General features: G+C 71.1%; 22 protein-coding genes and 2 pseudogenes. 17 read left to right on the forward strand and 7 right to left on the reverse strand.

Annotated features, from left to right (window positions below):
- Positions 1–23: 23 nt before the first annotated feature.
- Positions 24–1,721 (reverse strand): acyl-CoA dehydrogenase, encoded by a 1,698-nt coding sequence (locus LOKHON_RS10180; RefSeq protein WP_017929549.1) that lies wholly within the window; start codon positions 1,719–1,721, stop codon positions 24–26.
- Between the two features lie 100 nt (positions 1,722–1,821).
- Between LOKHON_RS10180 and LOKHON_RS10185 the strand changes: the two genes are divergently transcribed.
- The 5 genes from LOKHON_RS10185 (at position 1,822) to LOKHON_RS10205 (ending at position 6,129) form a co-directional block, all read left to right on the forward strand.
- On the forward strand, positions 1,822–2,769 hold the full coding sequence (locus LOKHON_RS10185) for an L-threonylcarbamoyladenylate synthase (protein ID WP_017929550.1): 948 nt from the start codon (positions 1,822–1,824) through the stop codon (positions 2,767–2,769).
- 118 nt (positions 2,770–2,887) lie between these two features.
- Positions 2,888–3,844 carry an aspartate carbamoyltransferase catalytic subunit gene (locus LOKHON_RS10190; protein ID WP_017929551.1) on the forward strand — a complete coding sequence of 319 codons (957 nt, stop codon included), beginning with the start codon at positions 2,888–2,890 and terminating at the stop codon, positions 3,842–3,844.
- Complete coding sequence (gene pyrC, locus LOKHON_RS10195; protein ID WP_017929552.1) at positions 3,841–5,115, forward strand: dihydroorotase; 1,275 nt, start codon at positions 3,841–3,843, stop codon at positions 5,113–5,115. Before LOKHON_RS10190 ends, pyrC begins: the two co-directional genes overlap by 4 nt.
- Complete coding sequence (gene plsY, locus LOKHON_RS10200) at positions 5,115–5,720, forward strand: glycerol-3-phosphate 1-O-acyltransferase PlsY (protein ID WP_017929553.1); 606 nt, start codon at positions 5,115–5,117, stop codon at positions 5,718–5,720. The genes pyrC and plsY overlap by 1 nt, the downstream gene beginning before the upstream one ends.
- Before the next feature lie 103 nt (positions 5,721–5,823).
- Positions 5,824–6,129: a TM2 domain-containing protein gene (locus LOKHON_RS10205; RefSeq protein WP_064483979.1), complete on the forward strand. Its 306-nt coding sequence runs from the start codon at positions 5,824–5,826 to the stop codon at positions 6,127–6,129.
- Positions 6,130–6,164: 35 nt separating this feature from the next.
- On the opposite strand, the gene LOKHON_RS10210 is transcribed toward LOKHON_RS10205, so the two are convergent.
- From LOKHON_RS10210 to LOKHON_RS10220, 3 genes are all read right to left on the reverse strand, one after another.
- The gene (locus tag LOKHON_RS10210) at positions 6,165–7,535 is read right to left on the reverse strand and encodes a glutamate--cysteine ligase (protein ID WP_017929555.1); all 1,371 of its coding nucleotides are present in this window, start codon (positions 7,533–7,535) and stop codon (positions 6,165–6,167) included.
- Positions 7,536–7,662: 127 nt separating this feature from the next.
- Positions 7,663–8,004, reverse strand: a complete 342-nt coding sequence (locus tag LOKHON_RS10215; RefSeq protein WP_245631454.1) for a hypothetical protein — start codon at positions 8,002–8,004, stop codon at positions 7,663–7,665.
- A 244-nt stretch (positions 8,005–8,248) separates the two neighbouring features.
- The gene (locus LOKHON_RS10220; protein ID WP_017929557.1) at positions 8,249–8,968 is read right to left on the reverse strand and encodes a 16S rRNA (uracil(1498)-N(3))-methyltransferase; all 720 of its coding nucleotides are present in this window, start codon (positions 8,966–8,968) and stop codon (positions 8,249–8,251) included.
- A gap of 12 nt (positions 8,969–8,980) precedes the next feature.
- Here LOKHON_RS10220 and ubiA point away from each other — a divergent pair, with 12 nt between their 5' ends.
- The 6 genes and pseudogenes from ubiA (at position 8,981) to moaB (ending at position 14,374) form a co-directional block, all read left to right on the forward strand.
- Entirely contained in the window at positions 8,981–9,949 is a 969-nt protein-coding gene (gene ubiA, locus LOKHON_RS10225; protein WP_017929558.1) for a 4-hydroxybenzoate octaprenyltransferase, read from the forward strand.
- Between the two features lie 59 nt (positions 9,950–10,008).
- Positions 10,009–11,961 (forward strand): OmpA family protein, encoded by a 1,953-nt coding sequence (locus tag LOKHON_RS10230; protein ID WP_017929559.1) that lies wholly within the window; start codon positions 10,009–10,011, stop codon positions 11,959–11,961.
- Between the two features lie 10 nt (positions 11,962–11,971).
- The gene (locus LOKHON_RS10235; protein WP_017929560.1) at positions 11,972–12,298 is read left to right on the forward strand and encodes a hypothetical protein; all 327 of its coding nucleotides are present in this window, start codon (positions 11,972–11,974) and stop codon (positions 12,296–12,298) included.
- A 142-nt stretch (positions 12,299–12,440) separates the two neighbouring features.
- Positions 12,441–13,230 (forward strand): annotated as a pseudogene (locus tag LOKHON_RS15690) (uracil-DNA glycosylase).
- A complete protein-coding gene (locus tag LOKHON_RS10240; RefSeq protein ID WP_017929562.1) occupies positions 13,227–13,844 on the forward strand; it encodes a LysE family translocator in 618 nt (205 codons plus the stop codon). The pseudogene LOKHON_RS15690 and the gene LOKHON_RS10240 overlap by 4 nt, the downstream one beginning before the upstream one ends.
- Positions 13,845–13,846: 2 nt before the next feature.
- A complete protein-coding gene (gene moaB / locus LOKHON_RS10245; RefSeq protein WP_017929563.1) occupies positions 13,847–14,374 on the forward strand; it encodes a molybdenum cofactor biosynthesis protein B in 528 nt (175 codons plus the stop codon).
- A 12-nt stretch (positions 14,375–14,386) separates the two neighbouring features.
- On the opposite strand, the gene LOKHON_RS10250 is transcribed toward moaB, so the two are convergent.
- Complete coding sequence (locus LOKHON_RS10250; RefSeq protein WP_026147604.1) at positions 14,387–15,190, reverse strand: protein-disulfide reductase DsbD domain-containing protein; 804 nt, start codon at positions 15,188–15,190, stop codon at positions 14,387–14,389.
- A 108-nt stretch (positions 15,191–15,298) separates the two neighbouring features.
- On the opposite strand from LOKHON_RS10250, the gene LOKHON_RS10255 reads away from it, so the two are divergent.
- Positions 15,299–15,868, forward strand: coding sequence for a YqgE/AlgH family protein (locus LOKHON_RS10255; RefSeq protein ID WP_026147605.1), 570 nt, complete (start codon positions 15,299–15,301; stop codon positions 15,866–15,868).
- A 115-nt stretch (positions 15,869–15,983) separates the two neighbouring features.
- On the opposite strand, the gene LOKHON_RS10260 is transcribed toward LOKHON_RS10255, so the two are convergent.
- A complete protein-coding gene (locus LOKHON_RS10260; protein ID WP_017929566.1) occupies positions 15,984–16,541 on the reverse strand; it encodes a TlpA family protein disulfide reductase in 558 nt (185 codons plus the stop codon).
- Between the two features lie 24 nt (positions 16,542–16,565).
- On the opposite strand from LOKHON_RS10260, the gene argH reads away from it, so the two are divergent.
- From argH to LOKHON_RS16640, 5 genes and pseudogenes are all read left to right on the forward strand, one after another.
- A complete protein-coding gene (argH, locus tag LOKHON_RS10265; protein ID WP_026147606.1) occupies positions 16,566–17,954 on the forward strand; it encodes an argininosuccinate lyase in 1,389 nt (462 codons plus the stop codon).
- Between the two features lie 121 nt (positions 17,955–18,075).
- The gene (locus LOKHON_RS10270) at positions 18,076–18,384 is read left to right on the forward strand and encodes a DUF2834 domain-containing protein (RefSeq protein ID WP_017929569.1); all 309 of its coding nucleotides are present in this window, start codon (positions 18,076–18,078) and stop codon (positions 18,382–18,384) included.
- Between the two features lie 77 nt (positions 18,385–18,461).
- Complete coding sequence (gene lysA / locus LOKHON_RS10275; RefSeq protein WP_017929570.1) at positions 18,462–19,727, forward strand: diaminopimelate decarboxylase; 1,266 nt, start codon at positions 18,462–18,464, stop codon at positions 19,725–19,727.
- A gap of 121 nt (positions 19,728–19,848) precedes the next feature.
- Positions 19,849–22,005 (forward strand): annotated as a pseudogene (locus LOKHON_RS10280) (DUF4175 domain-containing protein); the annotation flags it as partial.
- 188 nt (positions 22,006–22,193) lie between these two features.
- The gene (locus LOKHON_RS16640; RefSeq protein WP_342670100.1) at positions 22,194–22,322 is read left to right on the forward strand and encodes a DUF4175 family protein; all 129 of its coding nucleotides are present in this window, start codon (positions 22,194–22,196) and stop codon (positions 22,320–22,322) included.
- Between the two features lie 15 nt (positions 22,323–22,337).
- On the opposite strand, the gene LOKHON_RS16345 is transcribed toward LOKHON_RS16640, so the two are convergent.
- Positions 22,338–24,269, reverse strand: a complete 1,932-nt coding sequence (locus tag LOKHON_RS16345) for a zinc-ribbon domain-containing protein (protein ID WP_017929572.1) — start codon at positions 24,267–24,269, stop codon at positions 22,338–22,340.
- Positions 24,270–24,407 lie beyond the last annotated feature (138 nt).

Raw genomic sequence — 24,407 nt, forward strand, 5'->3', positions numbered from 1 at the left:
GCCGTGGCCCCGCGTCCAGCCGGTCAGGGCGCGAGATCCTCGGCATCGAGCGCCATCACCGGCTCCGGCCCGGCCCTGAGCGCCGCCAGATGCGCCGCCTGCTCGGGCAGCATCCGCTGGATGTAGAAGGCGGCAAGCCGGCGGCGGCGGCCATCGCCCGCCCGCGCCGCGCGCAGGTGGTAATGCGCGCCCAGAAGCCGCGCAAAGGCCCGCAGATAGGGCATCGCGCCCGCGAAGCGTTCGGTCACCGGCTGGGCGACGAGCCGCTCGGTCGCCTCGCGCATCGATTCGGCGGCCTGCCAGACCGGCCCGGCAAGCTCGGGCGCCTCGGCGCGCGCGGCCTCCGCCCCCGCCTCGATCTCGTCGATCAGCGCAAAGGCCGCCTCGCCGCCATCCATCATCTTGCGCCCCACCAGATCCATCGCCTGGATGCCGTTGGTGCCCTCGTAGATCGCGGTGATCCGGGCGTCGCGCAGGAATTGCGCCGCACCCGTCTCCTCGATGAAGCCCATGCCACCATGCACCTGGATGCCCAGATCGGCGACGTTGATACCCGTTTCGGTGCCGAAGGTCTTGGCGATCGGCGTCAGCAGCGCCGCGCGCGCCTGCTCGGCGGCGTGGCCCTCGCGGCCCATGTCGATCGCGCGGGCGCAGGCCAGCGTGATGGCGCGGGCGGCAAAGGTCTCGGCCCGCATCCGGGCCAGCATGGCGCGCACATCCGCATGTTCGACGATCGCGCCCGAGCCGCCCGCGCGGCCCTGCCGGCGCTCCTTGGCATAGGCCAGCGCCGCCTGCGTCGCCGCCTCGGCCACGCCCACCGCCTGGCTGCCCACGCCGAGCCGGGCGGTGTTCATCATGGTGAACATCGCCGCCATCCCGGCATGCGGCTCCCCCACGAGCCAGCCGGTGGCCCCGTCATAGTCCATCACCGCGGTGGGCGAGCCGTGGATGCCGAGCTTGTGCTCGAGGCTGACCACGCGCAGGGAGTTTGTCTCGCCCGGCTTGCCGTCGGCGTCGGGGATGTATTTCGGCACGAGGAACAGGCTGATCCCCTTGGTGCCCTCCACCGCGTCGGGCAGCCGCGCCAGCACCATGTGCACCACGTTGTCCGAGAAATCATTGTCGGCCCAGGTGATATAGATCTTCTGGCCGCTGATCCGGTAGGTGCCGTCGCCGGCGGGCTCGGCGCGGGCCTTGAGCGCGCCGACATCCGACCCGGCCTGCGGCTCGGTCAGGTTCATCGTGCCGCACCATTCGCCCGAGATCAGCTTGGGCAGATAGAGCGCCTGCAGATCGGGGCTGGCATGCGCCTCCAGCGCCTCGATCTCGGCCTGTGTCATCAAAGGGTTGAGCTGCAGCGCGAGGCAGGCCCCGCCCATCATTTCGTTGACGCAGGTGACGAGCGCCATCGGCAGCCCCATGCCGCCGTGATCCGGCCCCGCCGCCATGCCGACCCAGCCGCCCTGCGCGATGGCGCGGTAGCCGCCCGCATAGCCCGGCGAGGTGCGCACCACGCCGTTGTCGAGCCGGGCCGGCGTCAGGTCGCCCGCGCGGTTGAGCGGGGCGATGATCTCGTCGCACATCCGCCCCGCCTCGGTCAGGATCGCATCCGTGACATCGGGGGTCATCTCGGCGTGGCGCCCGGTCGCGGCGATGTCGGAAAACCCGATCACCTTGTCCAGAATGAACCGAAAATCCTCGACAGGGGCGTGAAAGGGCATTGCGGGTCTCCTCCGGCGCATGGCATTCCGGGGGTCGGACGCCGCTGCATCCGCAGCCTGATCCACCGACCCCCGATCTCGCAAGCCCGGACGCCACGTCATGACCCGACACCTCGATCCCGACGAGACCGGCCTCAGGCGCGCCGCCGAAATGCTGCGCCGGGGCGGGCTCGTCTCCTTTCCCACGGAAACCGTCTATGGCCTTGGCGGCGACGCCACCGACGACGCGGCGGTGGCGCGGATCTTCGAAGCCAAGGGCCGGCCCAGCTTCAACCCGCTGATCGTGCACCTGCCCGATGCCGAGGCGGTCGAGGCCTATTGCGTGATGAACGACACCGCGCGCCGTCTCGCCGCCACCTTCTGGCCCGGCGCGCTGACGCTGGTGCTGCCGATCCGGCCCTATGCGGGGATCTCGAAGCTGGTGACGGCGGGGCTCGACACGCTGGCGGTGCGGGTGCCGGACCATCCGCTCGCGCAGGCGCTGCTGCGCGAGACGGCGCGGCCCATCGCCGCCCCTTCGGCCAACCCCTCGGGACGGGTCAGCCCGACAACGGTGCAGCACGTGCTTTCGGGCCTCGCGGGGCGGATCGAGGCGGTGCTCGATGGCGGCGCCTGTGGGGTCGGGCTGGAATCGACGATCCTCGACTGCAGCGGCGACACACCGGCGCTGTTGCGCGCGGGCGGCCTGCCGGCGGAGGCGATCGAGGCCTGCCTCGGCGCGCCCTTGGCGCCGGGCCCCGTGGCCCCTGCGAGCGCGCCCAGCGCGCCGGGCCAGCTCGTGTCGCATTACGCGCCGCGCGGCACCGTGCGGCTCGACGCGACCGAGACCGAACCGGGCGAGACCTATCTCGGCTTCGGCGCGCTGGGAGCGGATCTGAACCTGTCGCCCACGGGCGACCTGGTGGAAGCGGCGTCGAAGCTGTTCGACTGCCTGCACCGGCTCGACGCGATGGGGGCGACCCGGATCGCGGTGGCGCCGATCCCCGATCACGGTCTGGGCCGGGCGATCAACGACCGGCTGAGACGGGCCGCCGCCCCGCGCGACTGACGAATTCCTTGCAAGGAATTCGCTAAAACCCTTGCAAGGGTTTTGGACCGGCCGCCCGGCTTTACCCGCACCGCGCCCGCGCCCTATAAGGCGCGCGCAGCATCCCGGAGCCTTGCCCATGACCTTCCGCGCCCGCCACCTGCTCGGGATCGAGCCCCTGCACCCCACCGAGATCACCGAGCTTCTCGACACCGCCCAGCATTACGCCGAGCTGAACCGGCAGGGCCGCGCCCCGCGCGACGTGCTGGCCGGGCTCACCCAGATCAACATGTTCTTCGAGAACTCGACCCGCACGCAGGCCAGCTTCGAGATCGCCGGCAAGCGGCTCGGGGCCGACGTGATGAACATGGCGATGCAGGCCAGCTCGGTGAAGAAGGGCGAGACGCTGATCGACACGGCGCTGACGCTCAACGCGATGCGCCCCGACCTTCTGGTGGTGCGCCACCCCAATTCCGGCGCGGTCGACCTGCTCGCGCAGAAGGTCAACTGCGCGGTGCTGAACGCCGGCGACGGGCGGCACGAGCATCCGACGCAGGCGCTTCTGGACGGGCTGACCATCCGCCGTGCCAAGGGGCGGCTGCACCGGCTGTCGATCGCGATCTGCGGCGACATCGCGCATAGCCGGGTCGCGCGCTCCAACATCATGCTCCTGGGCAAGATGGAGAACCGCATCCGCCTGATCGCGCCGCCGACCCTGATGCCGTCGGGCGTGGCCGAGTTCGGCGTCGAGGTGTTCGACGACATGGAAGAGGGGCTGCGCGACGTCGACGTGGTGATGATGCTGCGACTGCAGAAAGAGCGCATGGATGGCGGCTTCATCCCGTCGGAGCGCGAATATTTCCACCGCTACGGGCTCGATGCCGCCAAGCTCGCCCACGCCAAGGAAGACGCCATCGTGATGCATCCGGGGCCGATGAACCGCGGCGTCGAGATCGACGGCACCATCGCCGACGACATCAACCGCTCCGTGATCCAGGAGCAGGTCGAAATGGGCGTCGCGGTGCGCATGGCGGCGATGGACCTTCTGGCGCGCAACGCCCGCGACGCCCGCCAAGAGACCGGAGTGACGGCATGAGCACGCTTTTCACCAATGCCCGGCTGATCGACCCCGAGGCCGGGGAAAAACGCGGCGCGCTGCTGATCGAGAATGGTCGCGTCAGTGCCGTGATCGAAAGCGGCGAGCTGCCGCAGGCGGCCGAGGTGATCGATTGCCGGGGCAAATGCCTCGCCCCGGGCATCGTCGATCTCGGGGTCAAGGTCTCCGAGCCGGGCGAGCGCCACAAGGAAAGCTTTGCCTCCGCCGGGCGCGCCGCCGCCGCCGGTGGCGTCACCACCATCGTCACCCGCCCCGACACCACCCCGGCCATCGACACGCCCGAAACGCTGGAATTCGTCGTCCGCCGCGCCCGCGAGGACAGCCCCGTGCGCGTGCTGCCGATGGCGGCGCTGACCAAGGGCCGCGACGGGCGCGAGATGACCGAGATCGGGTTTCTGAAGGACGCCGGCGCCGTCGCCTTCACCGATTGCGACCGGGTCGCCACCGACACCAAGGTGTTCAGCCGCGCGCTCTCCTATGCCCGTTCGCTCGATGCGCTCGTCATGGCGCATGTGCAGGAGCCGGGCCTGTCGAGGGGCGCGGTCGTGACATCGGGCAAGTTCGCCTCGCTGCGCGGCCTGCCGGGCGTGTCGCCGATGGCCGAGCGCATGGCGCTCGACCGCGACATCGCGCTTCTGGAGATGACGGGCGCGCGTTACCACGCCGACCAGATCACCACCGCGCGGGCGCTGCCGGCGCTGGAGCGGGCCAAGCGCAACGGGCTCGACATCACGGCGGGGGTTTCGGTGCATCACCTGACGCTGAACGAGCTCGACGTCGCCGACTACCGCAGCTTCTTCAAGCTCAAGCCCCCCCTGCGGTCCGAAGAGGACCGGCAGGCCGTGGGCGAGGCGCTGGCCTCCGGCCTGATCGACATCCTGTGCTCGATGCACACGCCGCAGGACGAGGAGAGCAAGCGCCTGCCCTTCGAGGAGGCGGCCTCGGGCGCGGTCGGGCTCGAAACCCTGCTGCCCGCCTCGATGCGGCTGGTGCATGGCGGGGTGATCGACCTGCCCGGCCTGTTCCGGGCGCTGTCGCTCAACCCGTCGAAGCGGCTGGGGCTTGAAACTGGGCGGCTGTCCAAGGGCGCGCCTGCCGATCTGGTCTGGTTCGACCCGGACGCGCCCTTCGTGCTCGATCGGGCCACACTCCGCTCGAAATCGCGTAACACCCCCTTTGACGGGGCCCGGCTGGAGGGCAAGGTCCTCGGGACCTGGATTGCAGGTCGGAGCGTGACGGAGACCGCCTGATGCCGCTGATGGAGACCACGACCGCCCTGCTGATCCTCTGGGCGGTGATCGGCTATTTGCTGGGCTCCATCCCATTCGGCATATTGATCACCCGCGCCATGGGACTGGGCGACGTGCGCGCCATCGGCTCGGGCAATATCGGCGCGACCAACGTGCTGCGCACCGGCTCGAAACCGGCGGCTGTCGCGACGCTGCTGCTCGATGCGGGCAAGGCGATCGCCGCCGTCATTCTCGCGCGGATCTTCGCCGCCGAGGACGCGGCGCAGATCGCGGGGGCCGCGGCCTTTGCCGGGCATTGCTACCCGGTCTGGCTGCGGTTTCGCGGCGGCAAGGGGGTGGCGACCAATCTGGGCCTGCTGATCGCGCTGAGCTGGCCCGTGGGTCTCGCCGCCTGCGCGACATGGCTCGCCGCCGCCTTCGCGTTCCGCTACTCCTCGCTCGCCGCCCTGCTTGCCGCGGGGCTCGCGCCCTTGTGGTCGCTGCTTCTGGGCGACGGGCGGATCGCGATCCTGAGCATCGTGCTCGCGCTCATCCTCTATGCGCGCCACGCGGCCAACATCGCGCGGCTTCGGGCCGGGACGGAGCCGAAGATCGGCGCGAAATAGCCTGTTTCCAGGCGGTGAATTGCATCCGGGCCGCGATGCGGCGATTGTCGACGCACCGCGCGGCCCGCGTGGCGCGTCAACATGCCTGCGGATCGACCCCACCATGCCCGACACACCGCAACAGCCAGATACAGCGCCCGCCGGGACCAAGAGCCTGTCGACGGCGATGCTGCTGGCGCTGTTTCTCGGCCCGTTCGGCGCGCACCGCTTCTACATGGGGCGCAAGGGGTCGGCGGCGATGATGCTGATGCTGGCGGTCACCATCGTCGGGCTGCTGGTGACGGTGGTGTGGCTGATGATCGACCTGCCGCGGATTCCCGCCATGATCCGCCGCCATAACGACCTGCTCGACCGGCGCCGCGACATCGAGCATCGCAGCCGCTCGCATGGTTTCCCGATGCTGAGCTGACGCCGGGGGCGCGTCATGCCCCCGGCAGCCTCGGCTCAGTAGGAATGTGCGGCGTAGATCCGACGCAGATCGCCGCCCCAATCGCCGTGATACTCGGCCAGAAGCTCGTCTGCGGGGGTGCGCCCGGTCTCGACGCTTTCCTTGAGCGCGGCGAGAAAATGCGTCTCGTCGGGCACCAGCCCGCCATTGCCGGGGCGCGCGCGGGCCTTGAGCCCGGCCTCGGCGATCCCGACCGCCTCGCGCGCCAGGTCATGCATGGAGATATCGCCGACCCGCCCCTGCAGCCCCTGCTCGGCGGCGGCGACGCGCAGCGCCTCGCGGGTCTCGGCGTCCCAGCCCTTGACCATGTCCCACGCCGCGTCGAGCGCGCCCTGGTCATAGGTCAGCCCGACCCAGAAGGCCGGCAGCGCGCAGAGCCTGCGCCACGGGCCGCCATCGGCGCCGCGCATCTCGATGAACTTCTTGACCCGGGCCTCGGGGAACACCGTGGTCAGGTGATCGGCCCAGTCCGAGAGCGTCGGCTTCTCGCCCGGCAGGGCCGGCAGCTCGCCCTTGAGGAAATCGCGGAAGGACTGGCCCAGCGCGTCGATGTATTTCCCGTCGCGGTAGACGAAGTACATCGGCACATCGAGCACCCAGTCGACATAGCGCTCGAAGCCCATGCCGTCCTCGAAGGCGAAGGGCAGCATGCCGGTGCGCGAATTGTCCAAACCCCGCCAGATGCGCGAACGCCACGACTTCATGCCGTTGGGCTTGCCGTCGAAGAAGGGCGAATTGGCGAAAAGCGCGGTGGCCACCGGCTGCAGCGCCAGCGCCACGCGCAGCTTCTTGACCATGTCGGCCTCGGAGGAGAAGTCGAGATTCACCTGCACCGTGCAGGTGCGGTACATCATCTGTTTCCCGTGGGTGCCGACACGGTCCATGTAGTCGGTCATCAACCGGTAGCGCCCCTTGGGCATCATCGGCATCTGGCTTTCGGACCATTCGGGTGCCGCGCCGAGCCCGATGAAGCCCACGCCGATCTCGTCGGCGATCTCCTTCACCTCGGCGAGGTGGCTGTTCACCTCGTCGCAGGTCTGGTGGATCGTCTCCAAGGGCGCGCCCGACAATTCGAACTGTCCGCCCGGCTCCAGCGAGATGTTGGCGCCGTCGCGCTCCAGCCCGATCAGCTTGCCCTGCTCCTCGACCGGGCTCCAGCCAAAGCGGTCGCGCAGCCCTTCGAGCATCGCGCGGATCGAGCGCGGCCCGTCATAGGGCAGCGGCTTGAGGCTGTCGCGGCAATAGCCGAATTTCTCGTGCTCGGTCCCGATGCGCCAGTCGGCTTCGGGCTTGCAGCCCTGTGCGAGGTATTCGGCGAGCTGGGAGTGATGCTCGATCGGCCCGCCGCCGGATTGAGGGATGGACATGGCGCTGGCTCCTATCGTGCGAGGCGGGGCTACAGGTGTCGCGCATGGGGGCATAAGTCAATGGAGGGCGCGCGCGGTTTCGCGCGGGGGTGATCCGCATCGGCGCACAGAACGGCGCAAAGGCGGTCTACACCACGGTGAGCCGCGCGGGCCGGGTCCAGACGGTCACGACGTCGCGAGCGTCCCCGTTGAGAAGCTCGATCATCCGCCCGCGTTTGAGCCCCGGCAGCGCCACGAAGGCATCGAACAGCGCCTCCGCCCCTTCGGCGGTGACGGGGATGGCCAGCACCTCGTCGCCGGTTTCCAGCAGCCAGTGCGCCGGCCTGCCACGTCGGTCGAGCCTGAGCCTGCGCACCGCGTCGAGATCGGCGGTGCCGCCGGTGAGCGGCCCCATATAGGCCACGCGCCCCTCGTCGATCCTGAGAATGCCGGGCCCGCGCCCGGCCTGCCGGAAGCGCCAGCGCTGCACGCCGCCCAGCACCAGCCCCGCGCCCAGCGCCGCGAGCCCCCCAGCCCAGCCATTGCAGGATGCCGAAGCTGGTCAGCGCCCACCACAGCCCGAGCCCGGCGACGCCGATCCCGGCGATCACCTCGCGCCCGCGCCACAGCGCCGCGCGCGCCTGCGGGCGCAGCAGTTCAGCCATGCCCCTGCCTTTCACTATTCCCCAAATACGCAGACCCGGCCACGGTCGGGCGCGCGGGGGCCGGGCGGCTCACCGCCAGTCCCCGAGCGTGGTCTGCCACAGCGTCAAGGCCGCGACGGCCGCCGTGTCGGCGCGCAGGATCCGCGGCCCGAGGCTGACGGGATGGGCGCGCTCCAGCCCGCGCAACCGCCCCCGCTCGCGGTCGGAGAACCCGCCCTCGGGCCCGATCAGCACCGCCCAAGGCCCCGGCATGTCGGGCAGCCGCCCGGTTTCGCCGACCAGTGTCTCGTCGCAGAACATCAGGCTGCGCTCATCGGGCCAGCCATCGAGCAGCTTTGCCAGCTTCACCGGCTCGGCCACCTGCGGGACATAGGTGCCGCCGCATTGCTCGGCGGCCTCGACCGCATGGGCCTGCAGCCGGTCCACCCGCACGCGTTCGGAATTGGTGAACTCGGTCAGGACAGGCACGATCCGCGCCGCGCCCATCTCGGCGGCCTTCTCGACGATGAAATCGGTGCGCGCCTTCTTGATCGGCGCGAAGCACAGCCAGAGATCGGGCGGCGGTTGCAGCGGCCGCGTCTGCGCGCCGATCTCCAATGTCCCGCCGCGCTTGTTCGCCTGCGCGAGACGCGCGTCGAATTCGCCCGATTGCCCGTCGAAGACGGAGATGACGCTGCCCGCGGGCAGGCGCATCACCCCCGAGAGGTAATGCGCCTGCGCCGCCTCCAGCGGAACGGTTTGCCCTTCGGCCAGAGGGTGATCTACAAACAGCCGGACCTTGGATGCCATGGGGCGGACCATATGAAAGCGGCGAAGCGGATGCCAGAGGCGGAAGACGAAGGCGTCGCCGACGCGGTGGCGGGCAACTGGGTGGACCGCTACGCGCCCCGCCCCGCGCGCCCTTATCTGCGGCTGAGCCGGGCCGACCGGCCGATCGGCACGTGGTTGTTGCTGCTGCCCTGCTGGTGGGGGCTGCTTCTGGCGGCGCTTTCGACCGACGGCTTCGGCCTCACCGGCGCATGGATCGCCATCGGCTGCGCGCTTGGCGCGTTCCTGATGCGCGGCGCGGGCTGCACCTGGAACGACGTGACCGACCGGCATATCGACGGCTCGGTGGCGCGCACCCGCTCGCGGCCGATCCCGTCGGGGCAGGTGCGGGTGGTGCAGGCGCTGATCTGGATGGCGGCGCAATCGCTGGTTTCGCTGGTGATCCTGCTCACTTTCGACTGGGCCGCGATCTGGCTCGGCGTGCTGTCACTGCTGCCGGTGGCGATCTATCCCTTTGCCAAGCGGTTCACGTGGTGGCCGCAGGTGTTCCTCGGGCTGGCCTTCAACTGGGGTGCGCTCCTGGCCTGGGCGGCGCTGGCGGGGTCGCTGTCATGGGCGCCGCTGGTGCTTTATCTCGCGGGCATCGCATGGACGCTGTTCTACGACACGATCTATGCCCATCAGGACGCCGAGGACGACGCGCTGATCGGCGTGAAATCGACCGCGCGGCTGTTCGGCGACCGCTCCAGGACATGGCTGCGCGGTTTTCTCGTCGCCACGGTGCTGCTGATGGGGATCGCGGTGCTGCTGGCGGCGCGCGACCGCTCGGTGCTGTCGCTGGTCGTGGCCCTTGGCGGGCCATGGGCGATCGGCTGGCACATGGCGTGGCAGCTGTCGCGTTTCGATCCCGCGGACGATGCCGGGCTGTTGCGGCTGTTCCGCTCCAACCGCGATGCGGGGCTTCTGCCCGTGCTGTTTTCCGCCGCCGCGCTGGCGCTGTGATTGATCCCAAGCCCCCCGCGCCCTAGAAGGCGCAGGTCGCAACAGCCCCGGACCCCAGGATGCGCCTTCCGCCCTTCGCCGCCGCTCTCGCCGCCTTCGCCGTCGCCGGCGGCGCCTCGGTCATCGCCGCGCGCACCGCCGTCGCCGTGGTCGAGGACGTCTCGCTCACCGAGGTCCGCGCCGCGCTCGCCGCGCAGGGCCATGACTGGGCCGAAGTGCAGGCCGACGGGCTGCAGGTGATCCTCGAAGGCGCGGCCCCGACCGAGGCGATGCGCTTTCGCGCCATGTCGGTGGCGGGCGGCATCGTCGATGCCAGCCGGGTGATCGACAACATGCGGGTGGTCGAGGCCGAGCTGCCGCCGCCGCCCGATTTCGCGATCGAGATCCTGCGCAACGACAGCGGCGTGTCGCTGATCGGGCTGATCCCGGCGGGCACCGACCGCGACGCGCTGATCGCCCGGCTGGAGGACGCCGCCGACGGGCTGCCGGTGACCGATTTGCTCGACATGGCCGACCACCCGGTCCCCGATCACTGGTCCGCGGCGCTGCGCTACGCGACCCGCGCGCTCGAAACCCTGCCGCATTCCAAGCTCTCGGTGCGGCCCGGCCGGGTCCGCATCGAGGCGATCTCGGACAGCCCCGAGGCGCAGCGCGCGCTGGAATCCACGCTGACCCGGCTCAAGCCCGACACGGTGCGGCTCACGATGCGCGTCAGCGCGCCGCGCCCGGTCATCACCCCCTTTACCGCCCGCTTCGTCATCGACGGCGCGGGTGCGCGTTTCGACGCCTGCTCGGCCGACACGCCCGAGGCGCAGAGCGCCATCACCGCCGCCGCCGCGGAGGCGGGCGCCGAGGGCGATCTCGACTGCACGCTCGGTCTCGGCGTGCCGACCGGCCAATGGGGCGAGGCGGTGGCGCGCGGCATCGCGGCGCTGGCCGAGATCGGGCGCGGCAGCATCACCTTCTCGGATGCCGACGTCTCGCTGGTCGCCGCGCAGGGCAGCGATGCCGAAGCCTTCGGCCGCGCGGTCGGGCGGCTCGAGAACGACCTGCCGGATTTCTTCGCGCTCGAAGCGGTGCTGCCCGAAGCGCCCGAGGCCCGCCCCGAAGGCGCGCCCGAATTCATCGCCCGGCTCTCCGAAGAAGGCGGCGTGCGGCTGTCGGGCCGCCTGCCCGATCCGCTCGCCGGCACCACGGTCGAAACCTTCGCCCGCGCCCGCTTCGGCAGCGACGTCACCATGGCGACGCGGGTGACGGAGGGGCTGCCGGGCAACTGGTCGATGCGGGTGCTGGCCGGGCTCGAAGGGCTGTCGCTTTTGTCCGAGGGGCAGCTCACCGTTGGCCCGGACGACGTCGCGATCGAAGGCCTGACCGGCCACAAGAGCGCCAGCGCCGACATCGCCCGCCTGATGGCCGACAAACTCGGCCAGGGCGCCAGCTTCGACATCGACGTGACCTACGAGGAATCGCTCGACCCGATCGCGGGCCTGCCGACCCCCGAGGAATGCCTGCGCCAGATCGCCTATGTCACCGCCGACACCAAGATCACCTTCGATCCCGGCTCGGCCTCGATCACCGCCGAGGCGCGCCCCGTGGTCGACGACATCGCCGAGATCGTGCGCCGCTGCCCGGAGCTGGAGATCGAGGTGGCGGGCTATACCGACAGCCAGGGCCGCGACGAGATGAACCTCGATCTGAGCCAGAAGCGCGCCGACGCGGTGGTCGAGGCGCTGCGCCGCAGCCGCGTGCCGGTGGCGGGCTTCACCCCCGTCGGCTATGGCGAGGCCGACCCGATCGCCGATAACGGCACCAGCGCGGGCCGCGAGGCCAACCGCCGGATCGAGTTCCGGCTCACGGGGGCGCAGGCCGACAGCGCCGAACAGAGCGCCGGAACCGGAGAGGACGCGCAAGGCGAGGCCGAAGAGGCGACGGAAATCGACGCCGACGCGCCGCAAGCAATGGACAAGCCCGGAACGGGCCCGAGGGCCCGGCCCTCGGAGGACGACGAGTAAGGACAGGGACGTGAACAGAACCGAGTTCATCATCGCCACGGCGGTCATCCTCTTTGCCGCCTTCGCGCTGGGCTGGTTCGCCAGCTGGCTGGTGAACCGCTTCACCCGTGTCACCCGCGCCGATATCGGCGAGCTGGACCGCATGGCGCAGGCGCTGCACGAGGCGGAGGAAACCCGCGACCAGGCGATCTCCTATGCCGAGGAGCGCGAGGCCGAGCTGACCGGCCAGCTCAAGCAATCCGAAGCCGAGCTGCGCGCCGCGATGGAGGCCTTGCGCGAATCGCGCCACGAGGCCGAGGAGCTGCGCGGCTGGATCGAGCGTCATAACGTCGGCTGATCCCGCCCCCGTAGCCCGCACCGGCGCGCCGGTGGCGGGCCGGGCGCAATGCGTATTTGGGGAATGGTGAAAGGGGGCGGCGCGCCTTTCATCCCCAATCGCCCCCTGCCATCCCGGTGCGATCCGGCATAGCCTGCGGCGCATGGAATCGGCACTGGATTACTGGCGCGCGCGCGCGCTGCTCGACTGGCAGATCGAGATGGGCGCGGACGAGGCGATGCTCGACGCGGGCCTCGACCGCTACACGCTCACCGATGCCCGCCCGGCCATGACGCCGGCGCCGGGCGCCGCGGCCGCCCCCGCTCCGGTGCGGCTCGAAGAGCCCGACCCGGTCGCGGTCGCCCGCGCCGCCGCCGAGGCGGCGGCGGATCTCGACAGCCTCGCCGTCGCGATGGAGCGTTTCGAGCATTGCGATCTGGGGCGGGGCGCGCGCAGCTTCGTCTTTTCGGGCGGACGCCCCGGCGCGCGGGTCATGCTGCTGCTCGATCCGCCGCGCCGCGAGGAGGACCGGGCCGGGACGCCGGTGGCCGGCGGCGCGGCCGTCCTGCTGGAGCGGATGCTCGCGGCGATCGGGCTGTCCACCGACACCCCCGACGCGGAGCGTTCGGTCTACATGGCCCCCGTTCTGCCATGGCGCATGCCCGGCGACCGCGCCCCCGACCCCAAGGATCTCGCCATGATGCGGCCCTTTCTCGACCGGCATGTCGAACTGGCCGATCCCGACATTCTGGTGGTGATGGGCTCGGTCGCCTGTTCGGCGCTGATGAAGGGCGGCGGGCTGCACCGGCTGCGCGGGCCGCTGGGACAAGCTGCTGGGCCGCCCCGCCCTGCCGATCTTTTCGCCCGCGCATCTGATGGCCACCCCCGCCGCCAAGCGCGAGGCCTGGGCCGACCTGCTGGCGCTCCGGGCGCGGCTGGAGGATGGGGCATGATCGACCCGCTCGTCCTGCTCGCCTTCGCGCCCGCGGCGCTGGCGCTCAACCTCACGCCCGGCGCGGACATGATGTTCTGCCTTGGCCAAGGCCTGCGCGGCGGGCCGCGCGCGGCGCTCGCCGCCGATGCGGGCATCGCGCTGGCGATCATGGGTCACGTGATGCTGGCCGGGCTCGGGCTCGGCGCCGCCGTCGCCGCGATGCCATGGCTGTTCGACGCGATCCGCTGGCTCGGCGTGGCCTATCTGTCGTGGCTCGCCATCACGGCGCTGCGCGGCGGCACGGCGGCGGGCGACATCCCGGCGGTGCGGCCCGCCCGCGCCTTCCGGCAGGGTCTCGTCGTCAACCTCACCAATCCCAAGGTAATCCTGTTCGTGCTGGCCTTCCTGCCGCAATTCACCGATCCCGCGCGCCCGGTGCTGCCGCAGTTTCTCGCGCTCGGCGCGGTGCTGAGCCTTGGCGGGCTCTTGGTCAACGGCGCGGTCGGCGTCTTCGCGGGCGGCGTCGGGCGCCGGCTGGCGGGATCGGCCACCTTCAACCGCTGGCTGGGCCGCGTCTCAGCCACGATCTTCGCGGGCCTCGCGCTGCGCCTCGCCCTCTTGCAGAAAGCCTGACCATGGACCGTGACTTCCTTCCCGTGCGCATCGCCGTGCTGACCGTGAGCGACAGCCGCGATGCCGCGGACGACCGCTCCGGCGACACGCTGGCCGACCGGATCGAGGCGGCGGGGCATGTCCTCGCCGCGCGCGACATCCTGCGCGACGACCGCGCGGCCATCGCGGAGCGGCTCCGGGGCTGGTGCGCCGATCCGCAGATCGACGTGGTGATCTCGACCGGGGGCACCGGGCTCACGGGCCGCGACGTGACGGTCGAGGCGCATCGCGACGTCTATGAAAAGGAGATCGACGCCTTCGGCACGGTGTTCACCATCGTCTCGATGAACAAGATCGGCACCAGCGCGGTGCAAAGCCGCGCCACCGGCGGCGTGGCGCAGGGCACCTATCTCTTCGCCTTGCCCGGCTCGCCCTCCGCCTGCCGCGATGCCTGGGACGAGATCCTCGTGAAGCAGCTCGACTACCGCCACCGGCCCTGCAATTTCGTGGAAATCCTGCCGCGGCTCGACGAGCATCTGCGGCGCAAGTGACCCGGGCCGGATCTAGGCCGGGGCGCAGCCTCTGAACTCGACCGCTTCGCCATCGCCGATCATCGTCAGCACCAGCGCCGATCGATCAAGCGCCACCGGCCCTTTCGCGACATGCGAGATCCGGGTGCTCGCCAGCAGCTTGTCGCCCTCGCGGCGCAGCGTCACCGGCGCGGCCCAGAGCGCCGGGTCGCCGGTTTCGACCACCACGGCCTGCGTGCCGTCGACGAGCGGCAGCGCGGCGGTGAGCGCGACCCCGCCCTCCGTCGGCGACACGGCGCAGCGCGCGCCCTCCACCCCGGCCTCGGCGGGGGTCTGCGCCCGGTTCGCCAGCGCCAGCGCCAGAGCCGGGTCGCGCCCGTCCTGCTGCGGCAGATCGGCCGCGAAATCGAGCGAGACCGGCACGCAGACATCACGGCACACGCCGATCTCCAGCCGTCCTTCGACCCGCACCGGCGCGCCGTGCTGCGCCGGCATCACCGCGACCGGCAGCACCACCTGCTCGGAATAGCCATAGGTCTCGTAGCCGCCGACCTCGAACACCTCCGGCACCGGCCAGCGGAACGCCGCCCCGGCGACGTTGTCGGAGCCGGTCCAGTCGACCTGCGGCGGGATGCCCGCATCGCCCGGCGCGCGCCAATAGGTCTTCCATCCCGGCGCGAGCGTGACCCGGAACCCCGCCATCTGCGTGCCGTCCGCCGCGCGCCAGCCCGGCAGCAGGTCGAGCCGCACGATATCGTCGACAGGCCCCGCCATCGCCGCCCCCGGCAGGGCAAGAACGGCAAGCAGGGCGAGCGGGGCAAGGGGCGATCGGCACATCATGGCCGTAGTGATGACCCCGCCGCGGGCGGAAGGAAAGTCACGTCGGCGCGAGAGAGCCGCACCCGCCCCCTTGATCGTGCGCGCCGCGCGACACATTCTTGAGAGATGGAAGCCATGAACCCCGACCTGAGCGGCAAGCTCCTCATCGCGATGCCCGGCATGGGCGATCCGCGTTTCGATCACGCCGTGATCTTCGTCTGCGCCCATTCCGAAGAAGGCGCGATGGGGCTGATCGTCAACAAGCCCGCGACCGAGGTCCGGTTCTCCGACCTGCTGGAGCAGCTCGAGATCACCGCCGACCCGGGCATCCGCGACATCCGCGTGCATGTCGGCGGCCCGGTCGAGGAAAGCCGTGGCTTCGTGCTGCACACCACCGACTACACCTCGGACCAGGGCACGCTGCAGGTCGACGAGGGCACGGCGATGACCGCGACGCTCGACGTGCTCGAGGAAATCGCGCATGGGCGCGGGCCGAAATCCTCGCTGCTGGCGCTCGGCTATGCGGGCTGGGGGCCGGGCCAGCTCGAAAGCGAGCTGGCGCAGAATGGCTGGCTGATCGGCGAGGCGCAGCACGCCGTCGTCTTCGGACGGGCCAACGAGCACAAATGGTCGGCGGCGCTCAAGGGGCTCGGCATCGATCCGCTGAGCCTGTCGCCGACCTCCGGCACCGCCTGACCGACCTTCGAGCGGTCGCCCGGCCCCGCCCGGTCGTCCTGCGTATTTTCGGAACAAAGTGGCCATGGCGCGCGCGATGGCCACTTTGTTCTTCAAATACGCAAATCCCGTCGCTTCAGCCGTCCCGCGCGTCGGCGATCAGCGCCTCGACGATGGCGCGCGCGCTGTCCGACGACCAGTCCGCCTCGCCCTGCAGCCGCCCGATCTCCTGGCCTTCGGCATCGAGGATCAGCGTCACCGGCAGGCCCAGCACGCCCAGATCGCGCGCCAGAGCCTGGCGCGGGTCCTTGTGGCGCGGCAGGCTCTCGGCGCCGATCTCCGCGAGGAACCGCTCCATCCCCGCCGGATCGTTGCGCCCCGTGGCGATGGTGACGACCTCGAAATCCTCGCCGCCATATTCGCCCTGCAGCGCCGCGAGCTGGGGCATTTCGACCCGGCAGGGCGCGCACCACGTCGCCCAGAAATTCACCAGAACCGGCTTGCCCTCGTATTGCGCGAGCGTGATCTCGCCGCCCGCCTCGCTTTCGAAAGCGACGTCCGAGCCGCGCTGCGGCTCGGCATGGATGGCGAGCTTGCGCATGTCGCCTTCGCGCAGCGCCTCCAGCTCGGCGGGGGCGGCGTTTGCAAGGCCGGTTGCCGCCATGTAAAGACCGATGAGAACGACGCTGCGCATGTGATTTCCTTCAAGGACCAAAAGATGACCGAGAGCTCCAACGCGATGTGGGGCGGCCGTTTCGCCGCCGGGCCGGATGCGATCATGGAGGCGATCAACGCCTCGATCGGCTACGACCGGCGCCTCGCGCCACAGGACATCGAAGGCTCCCGCGCCCATGCCGCGATGCTGGCGGCGCAGGGCATCATCGACGCTAAAGACGCGGAAGAGATCAGAAAAGGCCTTCTCACGGTCTTGTCAGAGATCGAAGGCGGCACGTTCGAATTCTCCACCGCGCTGGAAGACATCCACATGAACGTGGAGGCCCGGCTCAAGCAGCTGATCGGCGAGCCCGCGGGCCGGCTGCACACGGGCCGTTCGCGCAACGACCAGGTCGCGACCGATTTGCGGCTGTGGGTGCGCGACCAGTGCGACGCCACCGACGCGGCGCTCAAGGCGTTGATCGAGGCGCTTCTGGGCCAAGCCGAGGCGGGCGCCGACTGGGTCATGCCGGGCTTCACCCACCTGCAGACCGCGCAGCCCGTCACATGGGGCCATCACATGATGGCCTATGTCGAGATGTTCGCCCGCGATCGCGCGCGTTTCGCCAATGCGCGCAAGCTGATGAACGAAAGCCCGCTCGGCGCCGCAGCACTCGCGGGCACATCCTTCCCGATCGACCGCGAGGCGACGGCGCAGGCGCTCGGCTTCGACCGGCCGATGGCCAACAGCCTCGACGCCGTGTCGGACCGCGATTTCGCGCTCGAATTCCTGTCGGCGGCGACGATCTGCGCGATGCACCTGTCGCGGCTGTCCGAGGAGCTGGTGATCTGGTCCTCGGCGCAGTTCCGCTTCGTGGCCATGTCGGACCGCTGGTCGACCGGCTCCTCGATCATGCCGCAAAAGCGCAACCCCGACGCCGCCGAGCTGATCCGCGCCAAGATCGGCAGGATCCTTGGCGCCAACGTCGCGCTGCTCACGGTGATGAAGGGCCTGCCGCTCGCCTATGGCAAGGACATGCAGGAGGACAAGGAGCAGGTTTTCGATGCCGCCGACAACCTGATGCTGAGCCTGGCCGCGATGACCGGCATGGTGGCCGACATGACCGCCCAGCCCGACAATCTGCGCGCCGCCGCGGCTTCGGGTTTTTCCACCGCGACCGATCTTGCCGACTGGCTGGTGCGCGCGCTCGGCCTGCCGTTCCGCGACGCGCATCACGTCACCGGGTCGCTGGTGGCGCGGGCCGAGGAAAAGGGCTGCGACCTGCCCGACCTGACGCTCGACGACATGAAGGCCGTGCATGACGGCATCACCGAGGACGTGTTCGGCGTGCTGACGGTCGAGAATTCGGTCGCCTCGCGCACCGCCTATGGTGGCACCGCCCCCGACAATGTGCGCGCGCAGATCGCGCGCTGGCGGGACGCGCTGAAGTGAGGCTGGCGCTGCTGGCTCTCGTGTTTCTGGCAGGCTGCGGCGCGGGCGGCGCGCCGCAGGCGCCCGACGCGCGCTTGACTTACGGCGAAACCGACACCGGCCGACGGCTCGGGACCGCGCAGTGAGATGGGTCTGGCTGGCGCTGGCGGTCTGGGGCGCGCTGCACCCGGCGCGCTGGTTCATCGCGTGGTTCGCGCAGAACGGCTATTCGTGGGACGGTCTCTTTGCCGCGTGGCGCGCCAACCCGGCCACCACCGGGCTGATGTGGGACGCCACCATCGCCGCCGTGGCGCTGACGGTCTGGGTGATCTCCGAGGTGCGCGTGCGCCGCAACTGGGAGGCGCTGGCGGCGATCCCGGCGACCTTGCTGATCGGCGTCGGCTGCGGGTTGCCGCTGTTTCTGTTTCTGCGCACCCGCCCGCTCGGTTGATCCTGCGACAACGCGGGGCTTGGGATCGCGCCGCGATCTGCTAAGACGCGGCGCGGACCTATCAGCGGAGCGAGACCTTGGACCACTTCCTCTATCGCGGCGGCCAGCTCATGGCCGAGGACGTCGCCATCTCCGAGATCGTCGCCGAGACCGGCACGCCGGTCTATGTCTATTCCGCCGCGACCCTGCTGCGGCACCTGAAGCTGTTCGAGGACGCGCTCGACGGGCTGCCGCATCTGGTGTGCTTCGCGGTGAAATCGCTCGGCAATGTCGCGGTGCTCAAGCTGCTGGGCGAAGCCGGGGCCGGCATGGATATCGTGTCGGGCGGCGAATACGCCCGCGCCCGCGCCGCCGGCGTGCCCGGCGAGCGGATCGTGTTTTCCGGCGTCGGCAAGACCCGCGAAGAGATGCGCATGGCGCTCGAAGGCGGCATCCGCCAATTCAACGTCGAAAGCGAGCCCGAGCTGCACGCGCTCTCCGATGTGGCGAGCAGCCTTGGCAAGGCCGCGCCGATCACCATCCGCGTCAACCCGGACGTGGACGCCAAGACCCACGCCAAGATCGCCACCGGCAAATCCGAGAACAAGTTCGGCATCCCGATCGCCCGCGCCCGCGACGTCTATGCCATGGCCGCCAAGCTGCCCGGCATCGAGGTGATCGGCGTCGACGTGCATATCGGCAGCCAGCTGACCGAGCTTGCGCCCTTCGAGGCGGCCTTCACCAAGGTGGCCGAGCTGACCGAAAGCCTGCGCGCCGACGGCCACGACATCCGTCGACTCGATCTCGGCGGCGGGCTTGGCATCCCCTATGAGCGGATCAACGAGGCGCCGCCGCTGCCCTTCGATTACGGCGCGCTGATCCGGCGCACGGTCGGGCATCTGGGCTGCGAGATCGAGATCGAGCCGGGCCGGCTCGTGGCGGGCAATGCGGGCCTTCTGGTCAGCCGCGTCACCTATGCCAAATCCGGCGAGGGCCGCGATTTCCTGATCCTCGACGCCGCGATGAACGATCTCGTGCGCCCCTCCATGTATGACGCCCATCACGACATCATCCCGGTGGCCGAGCCCGAGGCCGGCGTCGAGACGAAGCCGTGGGACATCGTCGGCCCGGTCTGCGAGACCGGCGACACCTTCGCGCGGGAACGCGAACTGCCGCCCGTGGCCGAGGGCGATTTCGTCGCCTTCCGCTCGGCCGGGGCGTATGGCGCGGTGATGGCGAGCGAGTACAACGCCCGGCCTCTGGTGCCCGAAGTGCTTGTCAGCGGCGATCAATTCGCGGTTATCCGCCGCAGGCCCAGCTATGAGGAAATGATCGCGCGCGATAGCATCCCCGAATGGCTATGATGGAGACGGCCCCACCGCGCCACACCCCGCCGCACGGAGCACACGGAGCACCGGCACCCTGACCGAGACCCGCGATCCCCTGTCGCACCTGAAACGCCCCGTCGCGCTGACCCGCGCCGGGATGATCGCCGAACGCGTGCTGCGCGCCTTCTGGCCGCTGTGGTGCGTGGTCGCGCTGGCCCTCGCGCCGCTGATCGCGGGCTGGCAGGACCGGCTGCCGGTCGAGGCGTTCTGGGGCTGGGCGGTGCTGGCGATCCTCGGCGCGGTCGCGGGGCTGGGCTGGGGGCTGTGGCGGTTTCGCTGGCCGTCGCGCGCGGACGCGCTCGACCGGCTTGATCGCAGCCTGCCGGGCCGCCCGGTCTCGGCGCTGCGCGACGCGCAGGCGACGGGGCGCGGCGACATGGGCTCCGAGGCGCTCTGGGCCGCGCATCAGGCGCGGATGCGGGCGCGCAGCGAAAACGCCCCGCCGGCCCGGCCGAACCTGCGGCTCGCCGCCCGCGACCCGTTCGGGCTGCGCTATATCGCCTTGCTGTTGCTGCTGACGGCGCTGATGTTCGGCTCGGTCTGGCGGCTGGGCAGCGTCACGGGCCTTGCGCCCGGCGGCGGCACGGCGCTGGCGCAGGGCCCGGTCTGGGAAGGCTGGATCGAGCCGCCCGCCCATACCGGGGCGCCGGTGCTCTACCTCGCCGACCAGCCGCCCGGCCCGCTTTCGGTGCCGGTCGGCAGCACCATCACCGTGCGGCTTTACGGCGAGGTCGGGGCACTGACGCTGGCCGAGACCGTGTCGGGCCGCACCGGCGAGCTGCCCGCCGCCTCCGAGCCGCGGCAGAGCTTCGAGGTGACGCGCGACGGGCGGATCGAGATCGACGGGCCGGGCGGCGCCGCGTGGCAGGTCGAGGTGATCCCGGACATGGCCCCGCAAGTGTCGGTCTCGGGCCCGATGGACACCACCGGGCCGGGGCAGATGGCCCTGCCTTTCCGCGCCATTGACGATCACGGCGTCGTCTCCGGCACCGCCACCATCGCGCGCGACACCCAGGCGGTGGAACGGCAGCATGGTCTTGCCACCGATCCCGATCCGCGCCCGGCGCTCACGGTCGATCTGCCGGTGCCCTTCACCGGCGACCGCGCCGAGATCGAGGAGATCCTCGCGGGCGAGTTCTCTGAGCACCCCTTCGCCAACATGCCGGTGCGGATCACGCTTGAAGTGACCGACGCCGCCGGTCAGAGCGGCGCCGCCGAGCCCTATCCGACCACCCTGCCCGGCCGCCGTTTCTTCCAGCCGATGGCCCGCGTCGTGGCCGAGCAGCGCCGCGACCTGCTGTGGAGCCGCGACAACGCGGCCCGCGTGGTCGACCTGCTGCGCGCCGTCTCGCACCGGCCGCAGGAGGTGTTTCCGAACCAGACCACCTATCTGCGCCTGCGCGTGGCGCTGCGCCGTCTCGACACGCTGCGCCGCGCCCCCGGCGGGCTGTCGCAGGCCGCGCAGGAAGAAATCGCCAAGGCGCTGTGGGATCTCGCCGTGCAGCTCGAGGATGGCACGCTCGCGGATGCGCGCGAGCGGCTGCGCCGGGCGCAGGAGCGGCTGGCGCAGGCGATGCGCGACGGCGCCAGCCCCGACGAGATCGCCGAGCTGATGGACGAGCTGCGCGCCGCGACCGACGACTACCTGCGCATGCTGGCCGAGAACGCCGAACCGGGCGAAAGCGGAATAGACGAACCGCAGACCGGCGGCGGCGAGAGCATGCAGGTCACGCCGGACGAGCTTCAGGCGCTGATGGACCGGATCCAGGAGCTGATGGAAGAGGGCCGCATGGCCGAGGCCGCCGAGCTGATGGAGCAGCTCAACCGCATGATGGAGAATTTGCAGGTGGCGCAGGGCGAAGGCGGCAGCGGCCCGCGCACGCCGGGCCAGCAATCGATGCAGGACCTTCAGGATTCGCTGCGCGATCAGCAGGATCTCTCGGACGAGGCGTTCCGCGACCTGCAGGACCGCTTCAATGGCCGCGATCCGGGACAACGGCAGGGTCAGGGCCAGGGTCAGAGTCAGGGGCAAGGCCAGCCCGACGGCACGGCGCCGCCATCGCCCGGCGACGAACGCAGCCTCGCGGATCGCCAGCGGGCGCTGCGCGAAGAGCTGGACCGCCAGCGCGGCGCCCTGCCCCGGCTCGACGGCGAGGCGGCGGAGCGGGCGGCCGAGGCGCTCGACCGGGCGGGCCGCGCCATGGATGGTGCCGAAGAGGCGCTTCGGCGCGACGACCTCGCGGGCGCCATCGACCGGCAGGCCGAGGCCGACCGAGGCGCTGCGCGGGGCGGCGCGCGAACTGGGCGAAGCGCTGGCGCGCGGCGAGGCGGAAGAGACCGACCGACCCGGCGATGGCGACCGGCGCGGCGCCGGGGCGGGCCAGCGCGACCCGCTGGGCCGCGACACCGGCCGAGCGGGGCGGCTCGGGCAGCGACGAGACGATGCTCGACGGCACCGACCCGGCGCGCCGCGCCGAGGAGCTGCTGGGCGAAATCCGCCGCCGGGCCGCGGAGCGCGAGCGGCCCCGCGCCGAGCGCGACTACCTCGAACGGCTGCTTGACCTGTTCTGATCCCGGGCGGCGCGCCTAGCCCAGCGCGTCGAGCAGGCGGCGCAGCCAGCCGTCGAGCCCGACCCTCAGCCCGTCGATCATTGCCGCATAGCTGTCGAGCAGGGGCGCCAGCGGCGGCAGCATCGCGCCGAGGCGCGCGGCATGTGAATAGACCAGCGCCAGCACCGCCGCGAACAGCAGCGCCACGCCAAAGCCGAGCCGAAAGCCCCGCCCCCTCCGGCTGTCGGAGCTCTCGACCGCCCTGCCCGGCTGGCCACGCAGCGGCGCATTGCGCAGGCTGGAATTGATCTCCTCGATATCCGGCAAGAGATCGCGCCGGGTCACCGCCCCGGTCGACGCGGCGGCGAGCGTCGCCCGTTCCCGCGCGGCGGCATGCGTGTCGGCCCAATCCTCGTGCGGGTCGGTCCAGTCCTCATCCTCCGTCGCGCCCCTCCAGGCCTCGTCCTGCCGCTGCTTGGCGCGGGCATCCTCGGTCGGCGCCCCCGCGGCATCGTGGCCGGGCGCATAGACGAAGGGATCGTCCTGCGGCTCTTGCGGCGTATCGTGGGCGGCAAGGGCCGCGTCCTGCGCATGGGACGGGACGGGTCCGGGCGCAGCGGCGTCATCCATGTGGGCGCCGGTCGCAGGGGCATCGCGCGCGTCATCCATATCCTCGCCATCGCGTTCGGCGGCAAAGGCGCGCGGCGCGTGATCCAGCGTCGGTTGCCGGTGAAACGGATCCGCATCGGGATCGTCCTCTTGCGCCGCGAAGAGCCGCCCATCCTCATCCTCGTCGCCGGAAGGGAAAGGGTCCGCGTCTGCCTCTGCATGGACCGGTGCGCGCGGCTCCCTCCCGGCCCGCCCCCGCTCGTCGGCGCCGGGATCGAAAGCCGCGTCCGGTCCGAAGGCCGCGCTCTCGTCCTGCGCCTCGGGAGCGTCGTCCTGCGCGTCGCCGGACAAATCCTGCATGCCGGTGCGAAACGGGTCGCGGTCGCTTTCCTCCTCGAGATCGTCGATCTCGTCCAGCGCATCGAAATCGCGCCCGTCCGCCGCCCTCCCCGCGCGAGACGCCGCCGCCTCTTGCGGCGCGGCGGCGGCGTCCCAGTCATCCGCCCCATCCCCTGCGACATCGTCGCGGAACGGGTCCTCCTCGGGATCATCGTCTTCCGGTGCGAACATCACGGAGCGATCATCCGGCTCCTCTGCGCTGGCCCATTCGCGATCCTCGCCCTGCTCCGCCGCCCACGGCGCGCTGCCGGCGGCAGGCGGGGCCGGATCGCGGGCCTCCGGGGCTCCGGCCTCATCGACCTCATCGACCTCATCGACCTCATCGACCTCATCGACCTCATCGACCTCATCGACCTCATCGACCTCGGGCGCACCGGGATCGGGGCGCATGGCAAGAGTGGACACCTCGTCTTCGCGAGGGTCCGCACCGGCGGGGCCGGCCTCTCGCGGTTTGGCCTCGGGCGCGGGGAAGTCATCGGCCTGCGGAGCCGGTTCCTCCGCCTCGCCCCCATGGGCGAGCGCCTCGGCTTCGCTGCGCGCCGGGGCCGCGTCCGGCTCGAAACTCTCCTCCCGTTCCGCCCGCCCGGTGTCGCGGCCGTCGATGGAAGGAGAGCCGCCTTCCCGTTCCGGCGTCTCTGGCGGCAGCGCGGGCGGGGCGTCCCCGGCGCTTTCTGCAACGGCCGTCCCCGCTGCCGTGCCGCCCTGCGGCCCGACCGGGCCGGACCGGCGGCGGGCGGCGGCCTCGCGCTCGGCCTCGGCGCGCAGGATCTCGGCGATCTCGGGGGTGATCGTGCTGCGCGGCGCGGCCGGCCTGTCGGTCTCTTCGGCCATGGTCTCGGGCGCGGGCCAGGCGAGCCAGGTGAGGCTGCAATTCGAGCACTGCACGTCGCGCCCCGCGGCGGGCACCGCATCGCGCGCAACCTCGTATTGCGCCCCGCAATTCGGGCAGGTCAATCGCATCCGTCTCATCCCCTCGCGCCCGGTCAGGGCCACTGCCGGGCCAGCCTAGCGGTCCCGCGACGGCGCGCCAAGAACGGGCATCACACGCGGACCCGGCTGATGCAGCGCTGCAATTGCAACCACGGCCCCGGTCGGGCA

The organism is Limimaricola hongkongensis DSM 17492, assembly GCF_000600975.2.
In the GTDB taxonomy this organism is placed as follows: domain Bacteria; phylum Pseudomonadota; class Alphaproteobacteria; order Rhodobacterales; family Rhodobacteraceae; genus Limimaricola; species Limimaricola hongkongensis.